Genomic DNA, 22,341 nt, shown 5'->3' on the forward strand with positions numbered 1-22,341 from the left:
CATTGAAACTGTGGCACAGTTGCACAGGAGGCGAGCGGGGTGCCGACGATTTTGACAGGGTGAACGCGCTGATCGCGACATGCGCGAATTTCACACGTGCATCGGTTCTTCTCACCCGTTATGCCGAAAGCAATGATCAGGAAAAATCGGGAATATGCCATGCCGGATGCGTCCTTGCCCCTTCTTGTCGCCATCGTCCTTCGCAGTGATGTCTCGGCGGAGCCGCTCTTCGATTCCGTCATCGTAATGCTCAAGCGACAGGGCGTGCGGGTGGGTGGTTACATCCAGCGGGAATATCCGGCACCGGCCGGGCATGATGCCGAAGTGGTCGCGGAAAATATCGAAACCGGCGAGACCTTTGCGATCATGCAGCCGCGCGGTGGCGCGGGTTCCGGCTGTCGTCTCGACCCCGGCGTGCTGGCGGATGTGGCCGGGCGTGCACTCGCCCGGCTGGATGGCGATATCGACCTTCTCGTGCTCAACCGTTTCGGCCGCACGGAAACCGAGGGCAGCGGCCTGCGGGTCGTTTACGAAAAGGCCATCGCGCTCGGCCTGCCGGTTCTCACCTCCGTCAAGCCGGAGCATGTCGAAGGCTGGAACGCCTATACCGGCGAGATGTCCACCCTTCTGCCTTTCGATGAGGATGCCGTTCTCGACTGGTGCCGGTCGGTCCTCGGACTTGAGATGAGCGCCTGACCGGTTTCAATCCGGCGCGTCGATAACCGGCGCGAATGTCGTGGCATTGAACACTTCCAGTCGCGGCTCGCTTTTCGGAAACGCAAGAATGGTCAGGCTTGCCGGTCCGACCGGAATGATGCGCGCCGGCGGCAGCCCGAGCGCGCCATCGAGTGCTGCACGAATGACGCCGCCATGGCAGACCATCAGCACCGTTTCGGCTTCAGCGCTGATCGCCTTGTCCAGAGCGCTCGTCACGCGGGCGCGAAAATCGGCCCAGATCTCGCCGTTTTCCGGCGCAAACGTGCCGGCCCGCCAGCCGGCATAGGCACCGGGCGCATCCTCAATCAGCTGTGCGATTTCCATGCCGGTCCAGGCGCCGACATTCTGTTCGCGCAGCAGCGGTTCGCGCACCGCATCCTCGTGTCCGAGAAGAGCAGCGGTATTTGCCGCGCGCTTGAGGTCCGATGTCAGGACGAGACCGGGGTTGAAGCTGGCAACCATGGGCGCTAGCGCCCGCGCCTGTTGCGTGCCGCGCTCCGAAAGCTCGATATCGGCCTGTCCCTGCAGGCGGCGGATGGCGTTCCATTCGCTTTCGCCATGGCGAACCAGAAGAATACGTTTCATGAAATGCGTGTTCCCTGTTTATCAAAAATTGCCGCCGGAGCCGCTGGCAGACGGAAGTGCAGTTTACCCGAAGGACGCGCCACGTGATCGGAGACGGCGGTGATGCGGATACCATTGACGATGCCGGTCACAAGAAACCGCCCGGCCATCGGCACCACTTCGGCCAGAACGGCATCGAAGGTGCGCAGACCTTCCTCGTCGGCCAGCGTGATCTGTTCGGCCCGCACCATGGCGTGGCCGCTGTGATCCCGCAGCAGCGGGTCGGGCATGGTGCCGAACCACATGCCGTTTTCGATCGGGATCAGGTTGGCGGCAGGCGTGCCGACGAAACCGGCGACGAAGGCCGAGGCCGGTTCGGCCAGCAGTCGGTCGGGCGCATCGAACTGTTCGATACGACCGTTGTTCATCACTGCCACATGCGTCGCCATCGTCATCGCCTCCACCTGATCGTGGGTCACGTAGACGGCGGTGGCCCCCGTGGCGGCGTGAACTTTCAGCAGTTCGAAGCGCATTTCCACGCGCAACGTGGCATCGAGGTTGGAGAGGGGCTCGTCGAACAACATCACCTTCGGGCGCGGTGCGATCATGCGGGCCAGCGCCACGCGCTGCTGCTGGCCGCCGGAAATTTCGCCGGGATAACGGTTGGCGAGCCTTTCGATGCCGAGCATTTCCATGGCTTCGAGAACGCGGGCGCGCCGTGCTTCTGTCGGCAGTTTCGCTACCTTCAGCGGCCATTCGATATTGCCGGCCACCGTCATATGCGGCCATAGCGCATAGGACTGGAACACCAGACCGGCATTGCGGTCTGCGGGCGGCAGCGAAAGGCCGACCTCGCCATCGGCGACCAGCGTGTCGCCGAACTGCATTTTGCCGGATGTCGGCTGGTCGAGACCGGCCAGCATGCGCAGCATCGTGCTCTTGCCGCAGCCGGAAGGGCCAAGCAGGACCAGAAACGAACCTTCCGGCACGGAAAAGCTGACATCGGAAACGGCATTGGAATTGCCGAAGGATTTTGTGATCTTGTCGAGGGAAATCACGGGTTTTGCCTCAGGTAAAGGACTGGCGACGGCGGCCGCGCAGAAGCGTGGCGGCACCGGTGGCCAGCATGGAAATGATCAGGATAACCAGTGTCACCGCATTGGCGAATTGATGGAACCCGTCGGATGCATAGGAATAGGACAGCACGGCCAGAAGCGGCGAGGTTGGCGTGTAGAGAAGAATGGTGATCGCCAGATCGCCGATGACATTGACGAAGGTGATCAGCAGACCGGCCGCCAGACCACGCGCCGCCAGCGGCAGCGTGATAGCGCCGAGCCTGCGGAAGAAGCCGGCGCCGGTCATGCGGGCGGCCTCGTCGATATCGCCTGAAATCTGCGAGACTGTGGCGCGGCCCGTCTGCACGGCGAAGGGCAGCATGGCGGCGGTGAGGGCGAGCGCCAGCAGCAGCTTGGTACCGTAAAGGGCAGGCAGCGGGCCGATCGGCGCGCCGTAAAGCGCGATATAGGCGGCGGCAAAGGCGATACCCGGCAGCAGCATCGGCAGAAAGCTGAGTTGCGAAACGAGGTTGCTCATGATCGGCACTTTTTGCCGCGTCAGGGCCACGGCGATCAGGATGCCGATGATGTTGGCGGCGAGCGCTACCGATGCGCCGAGGATCAGCGTTGTCGTCAGCGCCGAAAGCAGCTGCGGGTTGTGAAAGATGCCGGGTTGGCCGCGCGCGAAGGCGGGGTTGCTGTCGCCGATCCAGTAATGCAGCGTCCAATCGGAAAAGAGTGCGAGCGAGGAGGGAGCAAGGCTTGCCGCGACAAGCAGCAGGATAGGCAGGATGGTGGTGAGAATGCAGATCACCCATGCTGCCATGGTCAGTGGCAGGCGTGCATTGCCAAGCGCAAACCGGCGCGGTTTGGCGCCCTTGCCGCCGATCGTCGCAAAGCTGCGACGGCCGGAAAGCATGCGGTTACCGAGGCCGAGAAAAATCGCGGAAATGCCGATCAGCAGAATGGCGAGAACATAACCGCGCTCCGTCTGGCCGATCTCGATCATGCCGAACAGGCGGGTGGAAAGCGTTTGCATCCTGACCGGCAGGCCGAGCAGGGCAGGGGCTGCGAAATTGGAAACGGCACCGGCAAAGGCGAGCGATCCGCCGGCGATGATGGCGGGCGTGACCACGGGTAGCACGATGCCGAACAGGATGCGTTTGCGCGAGGCACCGGTCATTTGTGCGGCTTCGACGAGGTCACCGTTGACGGTGGCAAGGGCTGCGGCAATGACGGTGAAGGCCAGCGCATAATAATGGGCGATCAGCACGACGATGGTCGGCGTCATGCCCCAGGAGAGCCAGTCGGGCACGGCAAAACCAAGGCCTTCCAGCAGGCCACCGCCACCGCCGACGCGACCGTTGCGGAAGACCGTACCCCAGGCAAGTGCTGTGGCAAAACTCGGGATCATGAAGGGTAACGTTGCCATGAAGGCGATGGCCGGTCGGCCGGGGATATCGGTCATCACCACCAGCCAGGCGAGAAAGCCTCCGAGCAGCACGCAGCCGGCAGCCACGCCGAGCCCGATGATCATGGTGTTGATGGTCGGGCGAACGAACAGGTTGTTCGACAGGCGGCTTGCCAGCACATCGCCCCAGGCGGCGGAGGACGGGTAAAGCGTCTGCACGAGAATGGTGGCAAGCGGTGCGGCGACCAGTGCGAAGAGCACCAGCGCCATGGCAAGCGTCAGCCCGCGTTTGTTGAGTGCTGAACCGATCGGCCCGAGCAGGGTGGTCATGTGGTACTCCAAAAAAATGTCGGGGCGGTGTTTGGGGCGGCCCCTCACCCCGCCTCCGCTTCGCTCGGCGCGCCCTCTCCCCGCGAGCGGGGCGAGGGTGAGCGGTGAGCTTGCGGTACATTCCTTCTCCCCGTCTTTACGGGGAGAAGGTGGCGGCAGCCGGATGAGGGGCTGCGCCAAGGCTGGTAGGTGGCTGAACCGAGCTCAACCACCGTTACATTTCTCACTGCAGCGCGAGAATGAAATCCGCCACTTCGGCACGGATCTTGGCCGTTTCTTCCGGTGCCATCTGCCAGCCCTTGAAGTGGCTAAGCGGAATGGCGTCCTTGTGCGGCTTGATGTCGGAACGGGTGGCCCAGTCGCCGGCCACGTAGAAGGGCTTGAAACCGTCGCCGCCGGTTTCCGTCTCGTCACCCATCATGAAATCGACGGCGAGGCGGGCGGCGGCGGGGTTGGCCGGCTTCGGGTTCAGCGCCAGCAGCGCCGGGAAAACGATGCCGTTGGAAGGCGCAACGTCGTTGGCCACCTGCAGTGCCCAGCCTTCATCCTCGTTGTCGCGGCGGTCGGAATAGCTGGTGAAACCGATCGGCGGCTTTTCCTGGCCCTTGGCGCCGATCGCCTTGTTCACGTCGTCGGTCGAGCCGACCAGAACGAGGTCATTGGCGAACAGGTCGGTGATGAACTGCTGGCCGGCGTTGTCATTGCCGTCGGTGAGTTCGATCTTCTTGCCGAACGCGGCTTCGTAAGCCGTGGCCATTTCGTCGGATTGCAAAACGATTTCGGTCATCAGGTCGAGGTAATCGCCGCGCTGCAGCGGATCGACCATGATCACGCGGCCCTTCCATTCCGGCCTGGTCAGGTCCCAGAGGTTCTTGACCGGCGAACCGTTCGGATGCGCCTCCTCGTTATACATCAGCACCTTGGTGGAAAGCCGCTGGGCCAGAAGCGGCGACTTGAACTGATCTGCAAGATCACCGGCAACACGCGGCGGCACATAAGGCGTCACCAGCTTGTTGGCGAAAAGCTCGGTCAAAACCACCGGCGCATCGGAAATGTAGATCACGTCGGCGCCCGGAAGACCTGCCTGCGCCTCGCTCTTGATGCGGGCGATCTGCTCGGTCGAAGAAATGTCGAAAGTGACCATGTCGATACCCGGGTAAGCGGCCTCAAAGGCCTTTTCGACCCGGCCGATACGGCTGGTGAAGGCGTAGACCGTGACCTTGCCTTCCTGCTTGGCCTGCGGCAGCAGGTCGGCGGCAGACTTGGTGTCGAGTGCTTTCGTATCGATGGTTTGCGCGAAGGCGGCGGTGGTCATCAGAAATGCAGCGGTTGCAGTCAGGATGCGGCGCATGGCGTGGCTCCGTTGTTGGGTTCGGAGTGCCGTGTAATGTATTCTTGCTACAGTTTTGTGACGTGCAAGTTTTCTTGCAAATCAGCTTTCGAATTTTGCAATCAGGTCGCCCAGCCGGTCGAGCGTGGCCAGTGCATCCGGGCCTCTGCGTTCCGCAAGCGCGAGAATGATGGCGTTACAGATCGCCATCGGCACGGTCAGCGTCTGAAAGCTGTCCGGCATGCCGGCGCGCGGAGCGGAAAGCAGCACATCGGGGCTCGGCGTCAGCGACGGGCCGATCGTGCCGGAAATCACCACCGTTTTCGCCCTGGTCTCTGCTGCCACCTGCATCAGCCGCTCATAATCCGGCGGCTGGCGACGGAAGGCGAAGAGGAGAAGGGCGTCGTCAGCCGAGAGTGTCAGCATCTGTTCGGCCAGATCGCGCGGGCTGCCGGAAAGCGGATGGCTGTCGATACCCAGCCGCCGCAACCGGCGTTCCATCAACACGGACAGAACCTCGGCATTGCCGTGGCCATAAATGAACACGCGACGGCAATCGAGTTTTTCCGCGGCTTCGAGAATACGGGCATCGGAAATGTGATCGGTCATCGCCGTCAGCGCCGCCATTTCGCTGGCCACCAGAAGCGGCAGAAAGCCTTGCGCGCGGGCATCGTTCAGCGTTGCGGAAATGCGCTCGGCCGGATCGGCCACCTTCAGGAATTCGCGGCGCAATTCGTCGCGAAATTCGCCATAGGATGAAAAACCCAGCTTGCGGGCAAGGCGCGAGGTCGTGGCCTCATGCACGCCCAGCCGCGCGGCAAATTCGCTGGATGTGCCGATCGCCACTTCGCGTGGCGCCCGCATCAGTTCGGAAATCAGCTTCTGCTCGGTCGATGTCAGGCTGCCTGCGACAGCCTGCACGCGCTCGACCAGTGTTTTTTGAACACGCTCTTTCGCCATTTCGCCATGCCCGCCATTGATCCGACGACCGGGCTAGCCCGGCACGCTTGCAAAATCAACGGCAAGCGCGATCGGCAGCTTACTGATGCACGACGATCCGGGCGTGATAGGGCACGCGGGTGTAGAGATCGATGACATCCTGGTTGATCAGGCGAACGCAGCCCGAAGAGGTTGCCTTGCCGATCGACTGCCATTCCGGCGAACCATGCAGGCGGTAGAGCGTGTCCTGATTGTTCTGGAAAATATAAAGCGCGCGGGCGCCGAGCGGGTTCTTGACGCCCGGATCCATGCCGCCGTTTTCGACGGAGAAACGCTTGAGGCTCGGCTGGCGGGCGATCATCTCGTCCGGCACCTTCCAGCGCGGCCAGGGCTGGCGCCAGTGAATGATGCCTTCGCCCTGCCAGGCAAAACCATCTCGGCCGATGCCGACACCATAACGCATGGCGGTGCCACCCGGCTCTACGACGTAGAGAAAACGCTCCGGCGTGTTGACGACGACGGTGCCGGGCTTTTCTCCGGTCGGGTCGATCACGCGCTGGCGATAATACTTTGGATCGATCTGCTGGTAGGGAATGGCCGGGATCAGATGGCCGCCATCGGACACCGCAGCATAACGCTCCTGCAATTCGGCTTCGGTTGCGGGAACGATCGGGCGGCGCACCTGTTCTGGAACGGGAACGTTTTTCGGGCCTGTGTTGGTGGCGCAGCCTGCAAGGGTTGCCGTCATGGCGACAGAGCCGATGACGAAGGCGCGCCGCGACAATTGAAGTTCGCTGGTCATGGAGGGTATGGAATCTCTCGGGCAAATTGATGAACCGTTCTTAACCGGCGCTTTGCTGCGAACAAGCCGGCGGCCATCACATTGGCGGCATTTCCACATCGGTGCTGAAAAGCTCGGCAAATATGCCACGCTCGCGGCAATCGCGACAAAAAGCCTGTGTGAGGCCTGCCTGTATTACGGCCAAGCAGTGGCAACCGGCGTAAAGCCGGTATATCTCAAACATTCCCGGCCTGAAGAGATGAAATCAATGGAAAACGATATGACGAACGAACACGACGAGCCCGAGATGGAACGTTCCGAACTGGCGGGCGAGTTCACCGAGGACGACGTGACCGTTCTCGTGGATATCTATCGTCCGGCCGGCACCCAGAATGACTGGACGATGGAAGTCATCACCGAAGAAGACGACCTCACCACCTGGGAAGAACCTTTTGCCACCGATCGCGAGGCATTCGAGGAGTTTCTGGCCACAGTGGAGCGCGATGGTATTCGTTCCTTTTTCGGCGGCGAGGATCCCGAGCCGGCGGTCCACTGATGAAGAAGCTGGAAGACCTGATCCATTCGGCGAAAACCGTACATGACCGTTATGCCAGCGGCCGTATGGATCGCGAGATCGTTCGCCAATGGGCGATAGGGCTGGGCGGTTATCCCGAGCCGCATGCCGCGGCAGTGGCCGAGGCGATCGCTTGGTTCAAGCCTTTGCGTGAGGGTGCCGATCCGGTAGAGGAAAAAATCGTCGATCTGGCGCGGTTGCAGGCGATCTACAGCGCCTGAATGCGACAAGGCCTCTCCCGGCGGAGAGGCCTTGTTCGTTGGCGCAAGCTCAAGCCGTCTTGATCGCCGCCACGCCATCCAGTTCGGCCATCACCGCGTCCGACAGTTCCACATCGGTCACCGCGAGATTTTCCCGTAGATGCGCCACCGACGATGTGCCGGGGATCAGCAGAATGTTCGGCGAACGCTTCAACAGCCATGCCAGCGCCACCTGCATCGGCGTAAATGCAAGCCGTGCTGCCACGTCCGAGAGTGTCGAAGATTGTAGCGGGCTGAAGCCTCCGAGCGGGAAGAACGGCACATAGGCAATGCCGTCACGGGCGAGGTCGTCGATCAGCGTGTCGTCATCGCGATGCGCCAGATTGTACATGTTCTGCACGCAGACGATGTCGGCGATACGGCGGCCTTCGGCCAACTGCGTCGGCGTGATGTTGCTCAGCCCGATATGGCGCACCAGTCCCTTGCGCTGCAATTCGGCCAGCGCCGTCAGCGGTGCCTCCAGCGAGCCTTCCGCCGGACCATGCACGCCGAACATCAGACGCAGGTTGACGACATCGATGACATCGAGGCCAAGGTTCTTGAGGTTGTCATGCACCGCCTGTTCCAGTTCTGCAGCCGAAAAGGCCGGCAGCCAGGATGCGTCTTCGCCACGGCGTGCGCCGATCTTGGTGACGATGACAAGATCGTCGCTATAGGGATGCAACGCTTCCCTGATCAGCTTGTTGGTCACATGCGGACCATAAAAATCGCTGGTGTCGATATGGTTCACACCACTTTCGATCACTGCCCTCAGCACGGCAATCGCGGCGTCATGATCTTTTGGCGGGCCAAAAACGCCTTTGCCGGCAAGCTGCATCGCACCATAACCGAGGCGCTTGACCGTGCGGTTACCAAGTTTGAACGTGCCTGCCTTGTCGATATTGGCCATGATCAGTCTCCTTCGCTTGTGATGACAACGAAGATAGACCCTGTCGGTTCGCGCGATAACTGGGTATAATCGGCACGAGTTGTGCGGAATTTCGAACAGTGAGCGCGCATGAAAACCGATCTCGGAGACCTCAACGCATTCGTGGCGGTTTTCGCGACGCTGCTCGCAGCAGTGCCTATAGCGCATCGGGTTTGAGCGAGGCGGTACGGCGGCTGGAAGCGCAACTGGGCGTGCGGCTCCTGAACCGAACCACCCGCAGCGTGGTGCCGACCGAAGCGGGCAGGGGGCTGTTGGAGCGCCTCGGCCCGGCGCTATCGGAAGTGGAAGCCGCGCTCGATGTCGTCAACGGTTATCGCGACACGCCGGCCGGGGTGCTGCGCATCAATGTTCCGGTTAGCGCCACAAGACTGGTTCTGCCTTCCATCGTTCCGGGTTTTCTGGCTGCCTATCCCGATATCACGCTTGAAATTGTCAGCGATGACAGTTTTGTCGATATCATCGCGGCCGGCTGTGATGCCGGTATCCGTTACGACGAGCGGCTGGAGCAGGACATGATCGCCGTGCCGATCGGTCCGCGCGTGCAGCGTTTTGTTGCTGCCGCATCCCCCGCCTATCTGGATCATCACGGCCGGCCGCAGCATCCGCGCGATCTGCTCGATCACGCCTGCATGCGCGGGCGTTTTGCCAGCGGGGCGATGATGGGCCCGTGGGAGTTCGAACAGGGCGAGGAGATTGTCCGCGTTGATCCCACTGGTCCGTTGATTGTCCAGCCCGGTGCAGCGATCGAACTGGCAATCGAGGCGGCGATTGCCGGCAGTGGTATCATTTACATATTCGACGGCTGGCTAAAGCCGCATCTCGACAGCGGTGCGCTGGAGGAAGTGCTGGAGCCGTGGAGCCAGCGGTTTCCCGGCCCCTTTCTTTATTATTCGGGCCGACGCCTGGTGCCGGCGCCGCTGCGGGCCTTCATCGATTTCGTCAAGGCGCAGGCGGTTCGGCCTGCGCCCTGAAAACCGTCAGATCGCCTTTGGCATCGCCACACCAAGCCGTTCCGCATGGGGTTCGATCGAGGCGATGATCGTCGGGTAGAGTGCGACGCCATCGGCAAGCGCCGTCCTCTTGCGACCGAGTGCGGCTTCGCCGGGCAGGCGCACGCGGTTGATGCCGGGGCGCGGCGGGTTGGCATGGCAGGCATCGGCCAGCCAGCCGGTCTGGCGCAGAAATGCATCGCGACCGCCAAAGGCTTCCGGATCCCATACCTGCACGGTCACGGCGGCATTGGTGCCTTTCGGCGCATCGGCGCGGCCATAACCGGCGAGCCCCTGCGTGATCGCCTCCACCTGCAGCGCCATGCCATAACCCTTCTGGCCATGGTCCAAGCCGCCGGTCGGCAGCAGTGAGCCGCCTGCATCCAGCACTTTCGGATCCCGCGAGGGATTGCCTTCCGCATCCATCAGCCAGTCGTGTTCGTATTGCCGGCCTTCGCGGATCATCCGCTGCGCCATGTTGACGGTGGTGATCGAGGCGGAAATGTCGATCAGCATCGGTCCTTCCGGCGTCGGGATGCCGTAAGCGACCGGGTTCGGAGTATAAAGCCCCTTCAAGCCGCCGAAAGGCGCGACCTGCCCGCCGGAAGGCGAGGAGGATGCGACCGACACCATCATGCCCTTCGAAGTCGCCAGTTCCAGATAGGCGGCCAGCGCACCGATATGGTGACTGTTGGCGATGACGACGGTGGCGGTGCCGAATTTTGTCGCCCGCTCGGTGGCCAGTTTTACGGCTTCCGAGGTCAGCCATGCGCCGGGCAGGCGGTTGCCCTGCCAGCATACGGCCGGCCCCTTGTCGCTGACCACGTCATAGGTGCCGGTCTTTGTCACCACGCCATCGGCAATGCCCTGCAGATACCAGCCGGCAAGCGCGAGGCCGTGGGTGGAATGCCCCATCAGGTCGGCTTCGACCAGATAGGTGGCAACGGCTTCCGCCTTGTCGGCCTCAAGTCCGGCTTTGGAAAACAGCGCGCGGGCAAGCGCCAAAAGATCGCCGGCGGCGTAACGTGGTTCGGTCATCGCTCATAAACCTCCTTGTTGAGCACGCGGGCAGGACGGTTGCCGGCAATGAAATCCTGGATGTCGCTGATCACCATCAGGCCGACATTTTCAAACGCTTCGAGACTGTCGGCGCCGCTATGCGGGGTGAAAACCACGCTAGGCAGCTTGAACAGCGGATGCGAGACATCTGGCGGCTCGGTGACGAAGGCATCGATGCCGGCGCCCTTCAGCCTGCCGGCATCGATGGCGGCGGCGAGGGCATCATTGTCGACCACTTCGCCGCGCGCGAGATTGAGCAGGCAAGCGGAAGGTTTCATCAGTGCCAGTTTTTCCGCATTGATGAGGGCCGAGTTGCCGGCGCCGCCGAAGACATGCAGCGAAACATAGTCAGAGCGTGCCAGCAATGCGTCGAGATCGAGAAGCTCGATCCCGTGTTCGACCATGAAGGCGCGGTCGGGGTAGAGGTCCGAGGCGACCACGCTCATGCCGAGGCCGATCGCCTTTTTCGCCAAAAGCTTGCCGATATTGCCAAGCCCGACAATGCCGAGAGTCTTGCCGGAGATTTCCACGCCGGGGCGCCGATCCCAGCCGCCGGACACGACGCTCATGTGGCCCTGCGGAATGTTGCGGGCGAGCGAAAACATCAGGCCAACCGCCAGTTCAGCCACTGCATTGGCATTGGCGGCCGGTGTGTTGGTGACCGGCAGGCCACGCGCGGTGCAGGCGGCAATATCGACGCTGTCGGTGCCGACGCCGTGTTTCAGCACGGCCCGCAGTTTTGGCGCGTTGGCGATGCTATCTGATGTCACCGAAATCAGGCCGGCAACGAGAAAATCGGCGCGTTCGATGTGGTTCGAAAGTCCGCCATCCGGCAGGCTCGTGTCTGTGCAGCGGATGATTTCCCAGCCGGTTTCTTCCAGCATTTGCGGCAGGCGACCATGGCGACCGAAGCCCGGCGAGGTGGTGGCGACGACAATGCTCATGCGCCGGCCCGCCGATGGCGAGGCGTGGTCGAAAACGGATTGCTGATAGTCATGTCTCTCCCGATCGTCTGTTCTCCGGGCCGCCTGGATGGGCCCGAATTCACGCCGCGGGAAATGTCATGATAATGAGCATGGCCTGTGCCGGAGGCATTCACTCCAATCTTCTCCCGCGTCGCCATCGCGAGACTCCTCCCCGCAAATGACTGCCCTTAAGACATTGCGCGGGGAGGCTAAGTTGTCAATTATTTAGTGAGAAAAAGTTTCGATCGCTGTGATCGCTCCAGGATATTGCCATGAATAGCCGTGAATATGGCGGATTATGTGGTTTTTGAAGGTTGTTTTCAGTTGTCTTGAATGAACAATTTCGTCTTAGAAAAATTACAACTGTTCGAAATTCACTCCGTCGCCTTCGGTTCATAGAAGGCGCGCGCATCCGCCGCCATCGCCTGCCGCGACGGGATTCGGGTGTAGAACATGTGCCCGCCACGATAGACCTTGAGAGACGCGCGGCCATTGGCCAGTTCCGGCGGCATGTGGTCGATCACGTAGCGACTGACACCATAAGGCGTCAGCGCATCGCTATAACCATGCGCGATCATCAGCCGGAAGGACGGGATGACCGACAGGAGATCGCGCAGGTCGGTGGAAGCGCTGGCCAGCGCCCTCGCATCGCCGCCGCGATTGCCGTTCCATTCCCAGCGACGGTTCACATCGGTGTTCAAAAGCGAATAGGTCATCTCCGTCTTGAAGCCGAGATCGTTGCGGGCGTATGCCGCAAAGGCCGAGCCATAGGCGCGCGTATAACCGTCGAGGATCGGATCGTCGTTCTGGCTATAGGGCGCTTCGGGATAGGCATCCGGTACAGCGTAGGACGCATCATAGGGACTCACCACCTTACCCGCGCCGGCCATCTGCTTGGCATAGATATCGCCGAGAAAACCGCGAGTTCTTGCAATCGCATCCTTTGGCATGCCGGTCATGCCGGCCAGCCGGCTGTAAAGCCCGTCCGCCGCGTTTCCGCCGGGGCGCGGCCCGGCAAGAGAGGTGAGGTAGGTGCCCATGGCAAAACTTTCCGCCTCCTTCATGCCGCCCGGCGTGAACGTGCCGCGTCGTTCCATCTCTGCAGCCGCCAGCGAAGGCAGTTGCAACGCGGCGCTCAGCGGATCATCGGAATTGCCGAGAAAACGGCCTTCCAGAAACGGTGACAGCATGACGATGCCGGAGACCAGCATGCTCTGGCTATCCTTCAGCGCCGCGGCCACTTTCGCCGCGCGAAAACCGCCATAACTTTCGCCCAGCAGATATTTTGGCGCATCCAGACGGTCGTTGCGTTGGGTATAAAGCGCGATTGCCTTGGCAAGGCTTTCGGCATCCTGCCGCACCTTGTAGAAATTGCCGGCCGCCTCGTCGCTTGCCGCCCGGCTCCAGCCGGTGCCGACGGGGTCGATCAGCACGAGATCGCTAAAGGCGAGCCAGCTGTCGGGATTGTCCTTCAGTACCGGGGTTGTGCCATTGTCGCCCGTCTCACCGAATTCCAGCACTTTTGGGCCGACCAGCCCCATATGCAGATAGGCCGAAGCCGCGCCCGGCCCGCCATTAAACGCAAAGGTCAGCGGGCGGCCCGGTTTACGGTCCTTGGCCACATAGGCGGTATAGAAGATTTTTGCCGTGCGGTTGCCATCCTGGCCGATCAGATCCAGCGTGCCGGCCGTTGCCGTATAGGGCAGGTCGGTATCGCCGGTCTTCAGCACATGGTCCGTGCTGCTATCAGCCGGGATCAGGCTGAAAATGCCGGGCGATGCGCGCTCGTTTTCCTGAGCGCTTTCCGCTTCTCCATGGCCCGGCGGTGGTTCCTGAGACCATGCGGGTGTCGAAAACACCAGCAGCATGGCGGTGGCGCAGGCGGACAAACGAAGGGCAAGGCGATCGGACACAGGTATTCTCCAGCTTTTCCTGTCGGGCATCACCAATGTAGGTCGCCAGGCGCTCAGGGAAACTCAACTTGGCTTGATTGCCGCGTCATGAAGCATGGTCAAAAGCGCATTGAAAGCCTGAGGGCGCGGGTATAGTCATCGATAAAAGACGGGCAAATTTGAGAGGCGGACCATGTATCTGACACAAGCGGAATTCGAAGACCTGCGCGACTTTCGCCACCGCCTGCACCGCCAGCCCGAACTTTCCGGCGAGGAAATCGAAACCGCAAAACTGATCGTCGAAGCGCTATCGGCAACAAAGCCGGACGAGATCGTCACCGGCATCGGTGGCCACGGTGTCGCTGCCGTTTATGCCGGTCAGGAAACCGGTCCGACCGTGCTCGTCCGCTGCGAACTCGATGCGCTGCCGATCGAGGAACTGACCGATTTGCCCTACACGTCGGAGATCGTCGGAAAGGGCCATCTCTGCGGCCATGACGGCCATATGACGACGCTTGTCGCCGTCGCTCGCGCCCTTGGACGCCAGCGTCCGCAAAAGGGCCGGGTCGTGCTGATGTTCCAGCCAGCCGAGGAAAACGGCGCCGGTGCCGCCGCTGTCATCGCTGACCCCAAATTCGCTGCGCTCAAGCCGGATTTTTCCTTCTCGCTGCACAACATGCCGGGCCGTCCGCTCGGCCACGTGGCGCTGATGGCCGGTCACGTCAATTGCGCTTCGCGCGGCATGCGCATCGAACTCACCGGCAAGACGGCGCATGCCTCCATGCCGGAAGACGGCACCTCGCCGGCGCCGGCGGCGGCAAGGCTGATCGCTGAACTGCCCGGCCTCGGTGCCAACCGCAGCACCCATGTCGATGCCGATTTTTCGCTGGTCACGCTCACCCACGCCCGTATCGGCGAACCCGCCTTCGGCATCGCGCCGGGTCATGCGGAGATCTGGGTGACTTTGCGCACGCTGCATGACTCGCGCATGGCGGCGCTTGTGGCGCAAGCGGAAGAGTTCGCTGAAAGTGTTGCGCTGCCGGCCGGTCTCCACCTCGGCATCACCTATCACGACGTTTTTCACCACTGCGAAAACGACGAGACGGCAGTGGCCCATCTGAAGGCCGCGATGGATGCCGAAGGTGTGACCTATGACGATGGCGACGGCTTTGTGCCGATGAAGGGGTCGGAGGATTTCGGGTTATTCGGACACGTCTCGAAATCGGCAATGTTTTTTCTCGGCGCCGGCGAAAATCATCCCCGTCTGCACAATCCGGATTACGATTTTCCCGACGAGTTGATCGATACCGGTTCGCGCGTTTTCTTGCGCACCATTCGCGACCTGCTGGGGTGATGTGGAGCAGCGGCATATATAAAATTCCTATATGTTTGCCTCTCCACCCCACTCGATTTCCTATCGGCCCCAGGCCATATATGCTTGTCGAAACAGCATTTTTCACGCGTCCATGAACACAGACGCGTCCCCGGAGACTTTTGATGGCCCTCGATGACGGCGACCGACGCCCGTCCCCGGAAGCGCTGCTGGAACGCGCGGAGAGGCAAGGTCGTGGTCGCCTGAAAATCTTTCTGGGTGCCGCTCCGGGCGTCGGCAAGACCTATGAAATGCTGATGTCCGGCCGCGGCCGACAGGCGGATGGCGTCGATGTGGTGATCGGTGTCGTTGAGACCCATGGCCGGCAGGACACCATGGCGCTGCTCGAAGGTTTTGAAATCATCCCGCGACGGGTCATCGATTATCGCGGCCAGACGCTGGATGAGATGGACCTCGATGCCGTGCTGGCCCGCCGTCCCTCCTTGGTTCTGGTCGATGAACTGGCCCATACCAACGCGCCGGAAAGCCGGCATCCGAAACGGTATCTCGACGTGCTGGAACTTTTGTCGCACGGCATCGATGTTTATACCACGCTGAATGTCCAGCATATCGAAAGCCTCAACGATGTCGTGGCGCAGATCACCCGCATCCGCGTGCGCGAAACCGTGCCGGATTCGGTGATCGACCGTGCCGACGATATCGAGATCATCGACATCACGCCCGACGACCTGATCAAGCGGCTGCATGACGGCAAGGTTTATATGCCGAAGACGGCCAAACGGGCCACGGAGAACTATTTTTCCCCCGGCAATCTGACGGCCCTGCGTGAACTGGCGCTGCGCCGCACCGCTGAACGGGTGGACGACCAGTTGCTCAACCACATGCGGGCGCATGCCATTTCCGGCCCCTGGGCGGCGGGCGAGCGTGTTCTGGTCTGCCTCGATCACGGCGGCGATGGCCCGGGACTGGTGCGGTATGCGCGCCGTCAGGCGGATCGGTTGCGCGCGCCTTGGGCGGCTTTTCATCTGGAGACGCCACGCGATGCCATGCGCAGCGAGGCGGAAAAAAGCCGTTTGGCGACGACGATGCGGCTTGCCGAACAACTGGGCGCCGAAACCATTACGCTGCCGGGTTCGCGGGTGGCTGCGGAAATCATCGCCTATGCCGGCGCCAACAACTTTACCCATATCGTCATCGGCCGTTCGGGAAAATCGCGGCTGATGGAGTTGTGGCAGGGTTCCGTCACGCAGGACCTTGTTCGTTATGCCGGTGATATCAGCCTGCATGTCATTTCCGGGCAGCAGGCTCATGCGACGGCAGCTGGTGTGCGCACCGCCGCGCCGCCAAAACCGTTTCGCTGGTTACCCTATCTCGGTAGCACGGCATTTGTGGCACTGGCGGTGGGTGTCGGTACGCTGCTGGACAAGATACTGGCGGTGCAGAATCTGGCACTGGTCTTCCTGATGGCGGTGCTGGTGGCGGCCGTTCAGGGTGGTTTGACGGCGGGTGTCTATGCTTCGGTTCTCGCGGCGCTTTGCTTCAACTTCTTCTTTCTCGAGCCGCGTTACAATTTCACCGTCCGCGATCCCGAAAGTGTTGTCGCGCTGGTGTTTTTTCTCGGCGTGGCGCTGGTCGCCAGCAATCTCGCGGCTGCCGTGCAACGGCAGGCTCGCGCGGCGCGACAGAGGGCCAAGACGACGGAAGACCTCTATCTGTTTTCCCGAAAACTGGCGGGCACCGGCACGCTGGATGATGTGTTGTGGGCCACCGCTTTCCAGATTGCTTCGATGCTGAAGGTGCGCGTCGTCATCCTCCTGCCGGAAGCGGGAGAGATCGCCGTCAAGGCCGGGTATCCACCGGATGATACGCTGGTGGATGCCGATATCGCCGCTGCTAAATGGGCTTGGGAACACAATCGCCCGGCCGGGCGCGCAGCCGATACCTTGCCGGGGGCAAAACGGCTTTATCTTCCGCTCAGCACCGGCCGAGGTGCGGTTGGCGTGATCGGGCTGGATAATGATCGGCAAGGGCCGCTTCTGACACCGGAACAGCAACGCCTGTTCGATGCATTGGCGGATCAGGCGGCTCTGGCAATCGAGCGCGTGCAGCTTGTCTCGGATGTCGATCGCGCGCGTCTCGCCGCTGAAACCGATCGTTTGCGCGGTGCGCTTCTGAGTTCCATCTCGCATGACCTGAAAACACCACTCGCTTCGATCATGGGCTCGGCCGGCACGCTCAAGGATTTTCACGAAAATCTCGATGACGCGGCGCGGCTGGAGCTGCTGTCGACGGTCATCGATGAATCCGAACGTCTCAGCCGCTTCATTGCCAATCTGCTGGATATGACGCGCCTCGGCTCCGGCACGATGGAGCCGAATTACGCCCTGCATTTTGCCGGAGACATCGTTGGGACGGCACTCAGTCGCGCCACCAAGATCACGGCGGGGCATGTGATGCGGGTGTCCATCCCGCAGGATCTACCGATGGTCAAGGTCGATGCGGTACTGCTCGAACAGGTCCTGTTCAACCTGATCGACAATGCCGCCAAATATGCGCCGGAAAACACTGCCATCGAAATTCGCGGTTGGGCGGATGGCGATAGTATAAGGCTTGCCGTGATCGATGAAGGTTCGGGCATTCCCGCCGACGATCTGGAACGTATCTTCGATAGCTTTTACCGCGTGCGCAAAGGCGATTTTGTGCGGGCCGGCACCGGCCTCGGCTTGTCCATCTGCCGTGGTTTTGTCGAGGCCATGGGCGGTCGCATCAAGGCCGCCAATCGCACGGATCGCACCGGCGCCATCTTTACCGTCAGCCTGCCGATTGCCGTGCAGCAGCCGATTTCACAGGAGATCAAGTGATGCAGTCGACCGTGCGCATCCTCATCGTCGATGACGAGCCGCCGATCCGCAAGTTGTTGCGCGTTGGCCTGTCCACGCAGGATTACGCGATCAGCGAAGCCATGAATGCCAAGGTGGCGATCGAACTCGCCAAAACCGACAAGCCGGACCTGATCCTGCTCGATCTCGGCCTGCCGGATATGTCGGGCCATGATCTGCTGGCAAGATGGCGAGGCGAGGGGCTGGATCTGCCGATCGTCATCCTGTCCAGCCGCACCGATGAGGCCGGCATCGTCAAGGCGCTGGAACTGGGTGCGGATGATTACATCACCAAACCTTTCGGCATGAACGAGCTTGTCGCCCGCATTCGTGTCGCGCTGCGCCACCGGCTGCAGAGCCAAGGCGAAAAGCCGGTTTTCCAGACTGGCGAGTTGATGGTCGATCTGGTCAAGCGCATCGTCAAGGTTGGCGGCAACGAAGTAAAACTGTCACCGAAGGAATACGACATTCTGCGCGTGTTGGTGCAGCATGCGGGCAAGGTACTGACCCATCGTTTCCTGCTGGAACATGTCTGGGGTGAGCCGACCGATGTGCAATATCTGCGCGTTTATGTGCGTCAGTTGCGCCAAAAGATCGAAGAGACGCCGGATCAGCCACGTTACATCCTGACCGAAACCGGTGTCGGTTATCGCCTTCAGGAAGGGCTTTAAAGTCCGGCCTCACGTAGTACGACGGTAACGACCCGCCGCCACACGCTGGCCGCAAAACTTTCGCCTGCCGCATCCAGCACCATCACGCCCTGAAGCGAACGTCCGGGCAGTTCGCTTTCGCCCAGCACGGCGGCCGTCACGCCATATTCGGCGGTCACGGGTGCGAGCGTCTGTCGCCGCCCGCCGCTTGGCGGATGCACGGCAATCGCGCCGCCGAAATGCGAGGTCAGCTGCGGAATATCGATTTCGCGGGCGCCGGATTGCGCCAGTGCCGTCAGCGAAATCGGCATGCGTGGTTCGCTCACGTCGTCGGGCACGAACCAGCCGCCAGCGGCCTGCGCCAGCCGTCGTCCTTCATTGCCGCCCACATAACCACGCACCACCGTGCCGGCGCTGGAGGAGAGAAAGGCCAACTGGTCGGCACGCGATACCCATTGGCCTTCGTGAATATCCGGGTTGAGGTCGTTGATGCGGCCGTCGAAAGGCGCGCGCACGGTCAGTTGTCCCTGCCGTTCGTCCAGTCCCTTGGCGCGGGCGGAAAGTCCGCCGAGTTCGCTTTCGAGCACGCTGCGGGCCGCCAGATCCTCCGCATTGGCGCCCACTCGCGCCAGCCGGCGCTGGGCAAGCTTGATCTCTTCGGCGACGATGCGCATTTCCTGTTTCACCGCCGGCGCGTCGATCACGAACAGGATGTCGCCGGCCTTCACCGACTGGCCCTTGGTGACGGCAATGGTTTCCACCCGGCCCGGCTCCTGCGGATAAAGCCGCACGAATTCACGCGGCAGCACCATGGCAGGCGCGCTCACCTGGCGCGAAAGCGGCAGGAAGGCGAGAAGGATCAGGCAGGCAAAGATGCCGAAACTGACATAGGTTCTCCGGCTGGCGAGGATATCGTTACGCATGGACCACCATTCTTTCATTTCCATCCACACGGGGCGGATGAGAAAAAAGCCGATTTCGACGGCAAACAGCATGATACCCACGATCTTGACCGCGAAATGGTACACGAGCAGGGCAATGCCGAGATAGAGCACGATCCGGTAGATGGCGGTCGCCACCGCATAGACCGTCAGGATCGCATCGAGCCGCCGTGGAAAGGCTTCCGGGGCAGCATAGTTGATGCCGAACAGGAATTCGCGCAGGCGCCAGCGCATGTGGCGGAACGCCCGGGGTTGCAGATTTTCGACGCCCAGAAGGTCGGCGAACATGTAATAACCGTCGAACCGCATGAACGGGTTGAGGTTGACGATCAGGCTCATGATCCAGCCGGTGGCGGCCAGCACGAAAACGGCGCTGCGCAATACGCCATCCGGCAGAAACGCCCACAGCAGCAACGCAAAGGAAGCGACTGCCAGTTCCACCATGATGCCGGCGGAATCGATACGGATGCGGGAACGTCGGGATGTCAGTTTCCAGGCGTCGCTGACATCGGTGTAAAGCAGCGGCACCATGACCATGAAGGCAATGCCGATGGTCGGCACACGGCAGCCATGGCGATGCGCCACATAGGCATGGCCGAGCTCGTGCAGGCATTTGATGAAGACGATCGAGACGAGAGAAACGGCCGCCCCTTCCAGTGAAAAGACGTAGGGGAAAGTGCCGATGAAATCTTCCCATTGCCGCGACACGAGATAGATGCCGATTGCCGCTGCAATCAGCGCCACGATGGCAAAACCGCGGCTGAACAGCACCGACACCCATGGCCATGTGGCGCGGATGAAAGGGTCGGGGCGCACCAGCGGGACCTTGAAGAACAGGTAGTTGTGGATCGCCCGCATGAACAGCGAATGTTTCTTGTTGGCGCGCTCATGCAGGCTGCGCCACGTGCTGGTGGCGGGCTGTGACAGCAGCATGTTCTGTTCCAGCATGCGGATGATGGAAACAATGTCTTCGCCGGTCAGCGTGTTGCCGAAACGGGTATCGACCGCCTTGATCAGGTTGGACACGGTACGCGCCGCATTCCAGAGCGACAGAATCTGGAACATTTCATAGGTGATGCGGAAAAACTTGTTGCGCAGCGGATCGAGCACGACCCATGTCGGCGCGCCGGAATAACTGACGCCGCCCTTGCTGATCTGCAGGTCCTCGCGGATCGGCGGCAGCGGGATCTCTTTCGGCGCGGCAGGGCCGCCCATGCCCTGTCCGCCGGCCAGTTTTTGCACGCCGGCGGGAAGCGACAGGGTTTGCGCCGCCCCCGTCATAACCCGAACTTCTGCCGCATCAGCGCGATCGGCTTGCGGAACAGGTAATAGCCCAGGAACACGCGGTCACCATAGATCTGCGCCGTGCCGCGAATGCCGAGCCGCATGCCCTGTGGCGGCTCTTCAAGCTCGGCATAGATGCGATAGGCCAGCTTGTCGCCCTCGACCATACGCGCCTCGAAGGAGGCGGAAACGACCGTCGCCTTTGCCGGGCGCAATGGATCGGAATCGAGAAAGGCGCGCACGCTTGCACCCGGCGCCACCGCGATTGCATCCGCCACCGGCACATCGATGCGCAACTGCATGCGCGAAGGGTCGGCCACTTCCATGATGCGCTCACCGGTCGTCACGGGCCGGCCGATCCAGTCGCGCTTGTCGGTATAGATCGCCACGCCATCCGCCGGGGAGCGGATATCGGAGCGTTCCAGCATGTCGCGGGCATAATCGCGTTTGGCGGAGGCGACGGCCAGCTCTGAGCGGGTCACGGCCAGTTCGGCGCGCAGGCGCGGGTCGGAAACCGCGCCTTGCGTCACCTGCATCAGCTTGGCTTGCGCCACCCGCACATCCTGCTCGGCAATAGCCAGTTCGTTGCGCAGCACGACGTCGGACATCTGCACCAGCCGCTCGCCCTTCGCCACCCTCTGGTCGGGATTGACGAGAATGGCGTCGATCACGCCGTCCAGCGGTGCGGCAATCACCGCCGGCCCGATGGGAGACACGGCCGCCGGCGCCAGCACGGTCATCGGCACCGGCACGAAGGCCAGCGCAATCGTGGCGATCGCGGCTGCGGCCAGAAGCGGCTTGATCTTCAGCCGGCGTCGCAGTTTTCGCTCGCCCGTCAGCGCTGCCCAGGCATGCGCATAGGTATCGGCCAGACGCCTCGAAATCAGCGTGTCGATCTCGCTCCACGTCGTTTCGCGCGCCAGAAGCATGCCGCCGAACACCTTTCCGTCGCGCAAGGCAAATTGCTGCCAGTTCATGAAGCGGTAGGGAAAACTCTTGTGTTCCGTATCGTCGGGCGGGCAATGCGCCGGCAGGGTGAAGGCGTTGGGGGATTTGAGGCCCTTGTGCTTCTGCAGGTCGGCGATGACCGCTTCCACCCAGCGGATACGCGGTGCATTGCGGTCCACCGCACCGATCGAACTTGCCGCCCGCACCGTGTAGACGTCGGAACGGCCCTGCAGCACAAAGACCTGGCGGCAGCGGGTCAGGCGCATGGTTTCGTTGGCAATCAGGAATGCCAGTTCACCCACCGTTTCCGCCTGCCGTGCTTCCGCCTCGACCTTCAGAAGCAGGTCCATCGCCTTCGCGTTGGCATCTGCTGCCGGCTGTGCCTGTCCCTTCGCATTTGCATTGCCCGCCGGGCGCGGCGGTGGTCCGGCGCGCTGCGGCAGGGGCTGGGCGGCGCCAAGCTGTTGGGGAGGGGGTTGATCAGGATTGGGGGTGATCTTGAATTCCATGGC

Annotated in this window: 18 protein-coding genes and 1 pseudogene; 7 read left to right on the forward strand and 12 right to left on the reverse strand. The window is 61.8% G+C overall.

Annotation, left to right across the window (positions count from 1 at the left end; genetic code table 11):
* The first annotated feature begins 159 nt into the window (after positions 1-159).
* Complete coding sequence (locus tag J2T09_RS09315) at positions 160-696, forward strand: DUF2478 domain-containing protein (protein ID WP_306833556.1); 537 nt, start codon at positions 160-162, stop codon at positions 694-696.
* A gap of 6 nt (positions 697-702) precedes the next feature.
* Here the strand turns inward: J2T09_RS09315 and J2T09_RS09320 are convergent, their stop codons facing one another.
* The 6 genes from J2T09_RS09320 to J2T09_RS09345 form a co-directional block, all read right to left on the reverse strand.
* Positions 703-1,302 (reverse strand): histidine phosphatase family protein, encoded by a 600-nt coding sequence (locus J2T09_RS09320; RefSeq protein WP_306833558.1) that lies wholly within the window; start codon positions 1,300-1,302, stop codon positions 703-705.
* Entirely contained in the window at positions 1,299-2,339 is a 1,041-nt protein-coding gene (locus tag J2T09_RS09325) for an ABC transporter ATP-binding protein (RefSeq protein WP_306833560.1), read from the reverse strand. Before J2T09_RS09325 ends, J2T09_RS09320 begins: the two co-directional genes overlap by 4 nt.
* 10 nt (positions 2,340-2,349) lie before the next feature.
* Positions 2,350-4,077, reverse strand: a complete 1,728-nt coding sequence (locus J2T09_RS09330; protein ID WP_306833563.1) for an ABC transporter permease — start codon at positions 4,075-4,077, stop codon at positions 2,350-2,352.
* A 223-nt stretch (positions 4,078-4,300) separates the two neighbouring features.
* Positions 4,301-5,428, reverse strand: coding sequence for an ABC transporter substrate-binding protein (locus tag J2T09_RS09335; RefSeq protein ID WP_306833565.1), 1,128 nt, complete (start codon positions 5,426-5,428; stop codon positions 4,301-4,303).
* Between the two features lie 81 nt (positions 5,429-5,509).
* Positions 5,510-6,367: a MurR/RpiR family transcriptional regulator gene (locus J2T09_RS09340; RefSeq protein WP_306833567.1), complete on the reverse strand. Its 858-nt coding sequence runs from the start codon at positions 6,365-6,367 to the stop codon at positions 5,510-5,512.
* A gap of 79 nt (positions 6,368-6,446) precedes the next feature.
* On the reverse strand, positions 6,447-7,148 hold the full coding sequence (locus tag J2T09_RS09345; protein WP_306833570.1) for a L,D-transpeptidase: 702 nt from the start codon (positions 7,146-7,148) through the stop codon (positions 6,447-6,449).
* A gap of 259 nt (positions 7,149-7,407) precedes the next feature.
* On the opposite strand from J2T09_RS09345, the gene J2T09_RS09350 reads away from it, so the two are divergent.
* Together J2T09_RS09350 and J2T09_RS09355 are read left to right on the forward strand one after the other, a co-directional pair.
* Positions 7,408-7,683, forward strand: a complete 276-nt coding sequence (locus J2T09_RS09350; RefSeq protein WP_306833893.1) for a hypothetical protein — start codon at positions 7,408-7,410, stop codon at positions 7,681-7,683.
* Positions 7,683-7,922: a hypothetical protein gene (locus J2T09_RS09355; RefSeq protein ID WP_306833572.1), complete on the forward strand. Its 240-nt coding sequence runs from the start codon at positions 7,683-7,685 to the stop codon at positions 7,920-7,922. The genes J2T09_RS09350 and J2T09_RS09355 overlap by 1 nt, the downstream gene beginning before the upstream one ends.
* Before the next feature lie 49 nt (positions 7,923-7,971).
* Here J2T09_RS09355 and J2T09_RS09360 read toward each other — a convergent pair whose 3' ends face one another.
* Positions 7,972-8,850 (reverse strand): aldo/keto reductase family oxidoreductase, encoded by an 879-nt coding sequence (locus J2T09_RS09360; protein ID WP_306833574.1) that lies wholly within the window; start codon positions 8,848-8,850, stop codon positions 7,972-7,974.
* A 108-nt stretch (positions 8,851-8,958) separates the two neighbouring features.
* On the opposite strand from J2T09_RS09360, the pseudogene J2T09_RS09365 reads away from it, so the two are divergent.
* Positions 8,959-9,860, forward strand: a pseudogene (locus J2T09_RS09365) (LysR family transcriptional regulator).
* Between the two features lie 6 nt (positions 9,861-9,866).
* Here the strand turns inward: J2T09_RS09365 and J2T09_RS09370 are convergent.
* The 3 genes from J2T09_RS09370 to J2T09_RS09380 form a co-directional block, all read right to left on the reverse strand.
* On the reverse strand, positions 9,867-10,916 hold the full coding sequence (locus J2T09_RS09370; RefSeq protein WP_306833576.1) for an Ldh family oxidoreductase: 1,050 nt from the start codon (positions 10,914-10,916) through the stop codon (positions 9,867-9,869).
* The gene (locus J2T09_RS09375; RefSeq protein ID WP_306833578.1) at positions 10,913-11,881 is read right to left on the reverse strand and encodes a phosphoglycerate dehydrogenase; all 969 of its coding nucleotides are present in this window, start codon (positions 11,879-11,881) and stop codon (positions 10,913-10,915) included. The genes J2T09_RS09370 and J2T09_RS09375 overlap by 4 nt, the downstream gene beginning before the upstream one ends.
* Before the next feature lie 395 nt (positions 11,882-12,276).
* Complete coding sequence (locus J2T09_RS09380) at positions 12,277-13,770, reverse strand: S10 family peptidase (RefSeq protein WP_306833894.1); 1,494 nt, start codon at positions 13,768-13,770, stop codon at positions 12,277-12,279.
* Positions 13,771-13,987: 217 nt separating this feature from the next.
* Between J2T09_RS09380 and J2T09_RS09385 the strand changes: the two genes are divergently transcribed.
* From J2T09_RS09385 to J2T09_RS09395, 3 genes are all read left to right on the forward strand, one after another.
* Positions 13,988-15,148 carry an amidohydrolase gene (locus J2T09_RS09385; protein ID WP_306833580.1) on the forward strand — a complete coding sequence of 387 codons (1,161 nt, stop codon included), beginning with the start codon at positions 13,988-13,990 and terminating at the stop codon, positions 15,146-15,148.
* A 143-nt stretch (positions 15,149-15,291) separates the two neighbouring features.
* Complete coding sequence (locus J2T09_RS09390; protein ID WP_306833582.1) at positions 15,292-17,988, forward strand: sensor histidine kinase; 2,697 nt, start codon at positions 15,292-15,294, stop codon at positions 17,986-17,988.
* Entirely contained in the window at positions 17,985-18,677 is a 693-nt protein-coding gene (locus J2T09_RS09395) for a response regulator transcription factor (protein ID WP_306833584.1), read from the forward strand. The genes J2T09_RS09390 and J2T09_RS09395 overlap by 4 nt, the downstream gene beginning before the upstream one ends.
* On the opposite strand, the gene J2T09_RS09400 is transcribed toward J2T09_RS09395, so the two are convergent.
* Positions 18,674-20,878, reverse strand: a complete 2,205-nt coding sequence (locus J2T09_RS09400; protein WP_306833587.1) for a biotin/lipoyl-binding protein — start codon at positions 20,876-20,878, stop codon at positions 18,674-18,676. The genes J2T09_RS09395 and J2T09_RS09400 overlap by 4 nt on opposite strands.
* Entirely contained in the window at positions 20,875-22,338 is a 1,464-nt protein-coding gene (locus tag J2T09_RS09405) for an efflux RND transporter periplasmic adaptor subunit (RefSeq protein ID WP_306833588.1), read from the reverse strand. Before J2T09_RS09405 ends, J2T09_RS09400 begins: the two co-directional genes overlap by 4 nt.
* Positions 22,339-22,341: the final 3 nt, after the last annotated feature.

Source organism: Neorhizobium huautlense, assembly GCF_030811685.1.
Classification (GTDB): Bacteria; Pseudomonadota; Alphaproteobacteria; order Rhizobiales; family Rhizobiaceae; genus Neorhizobium; species Neorhizobium huautlense_A.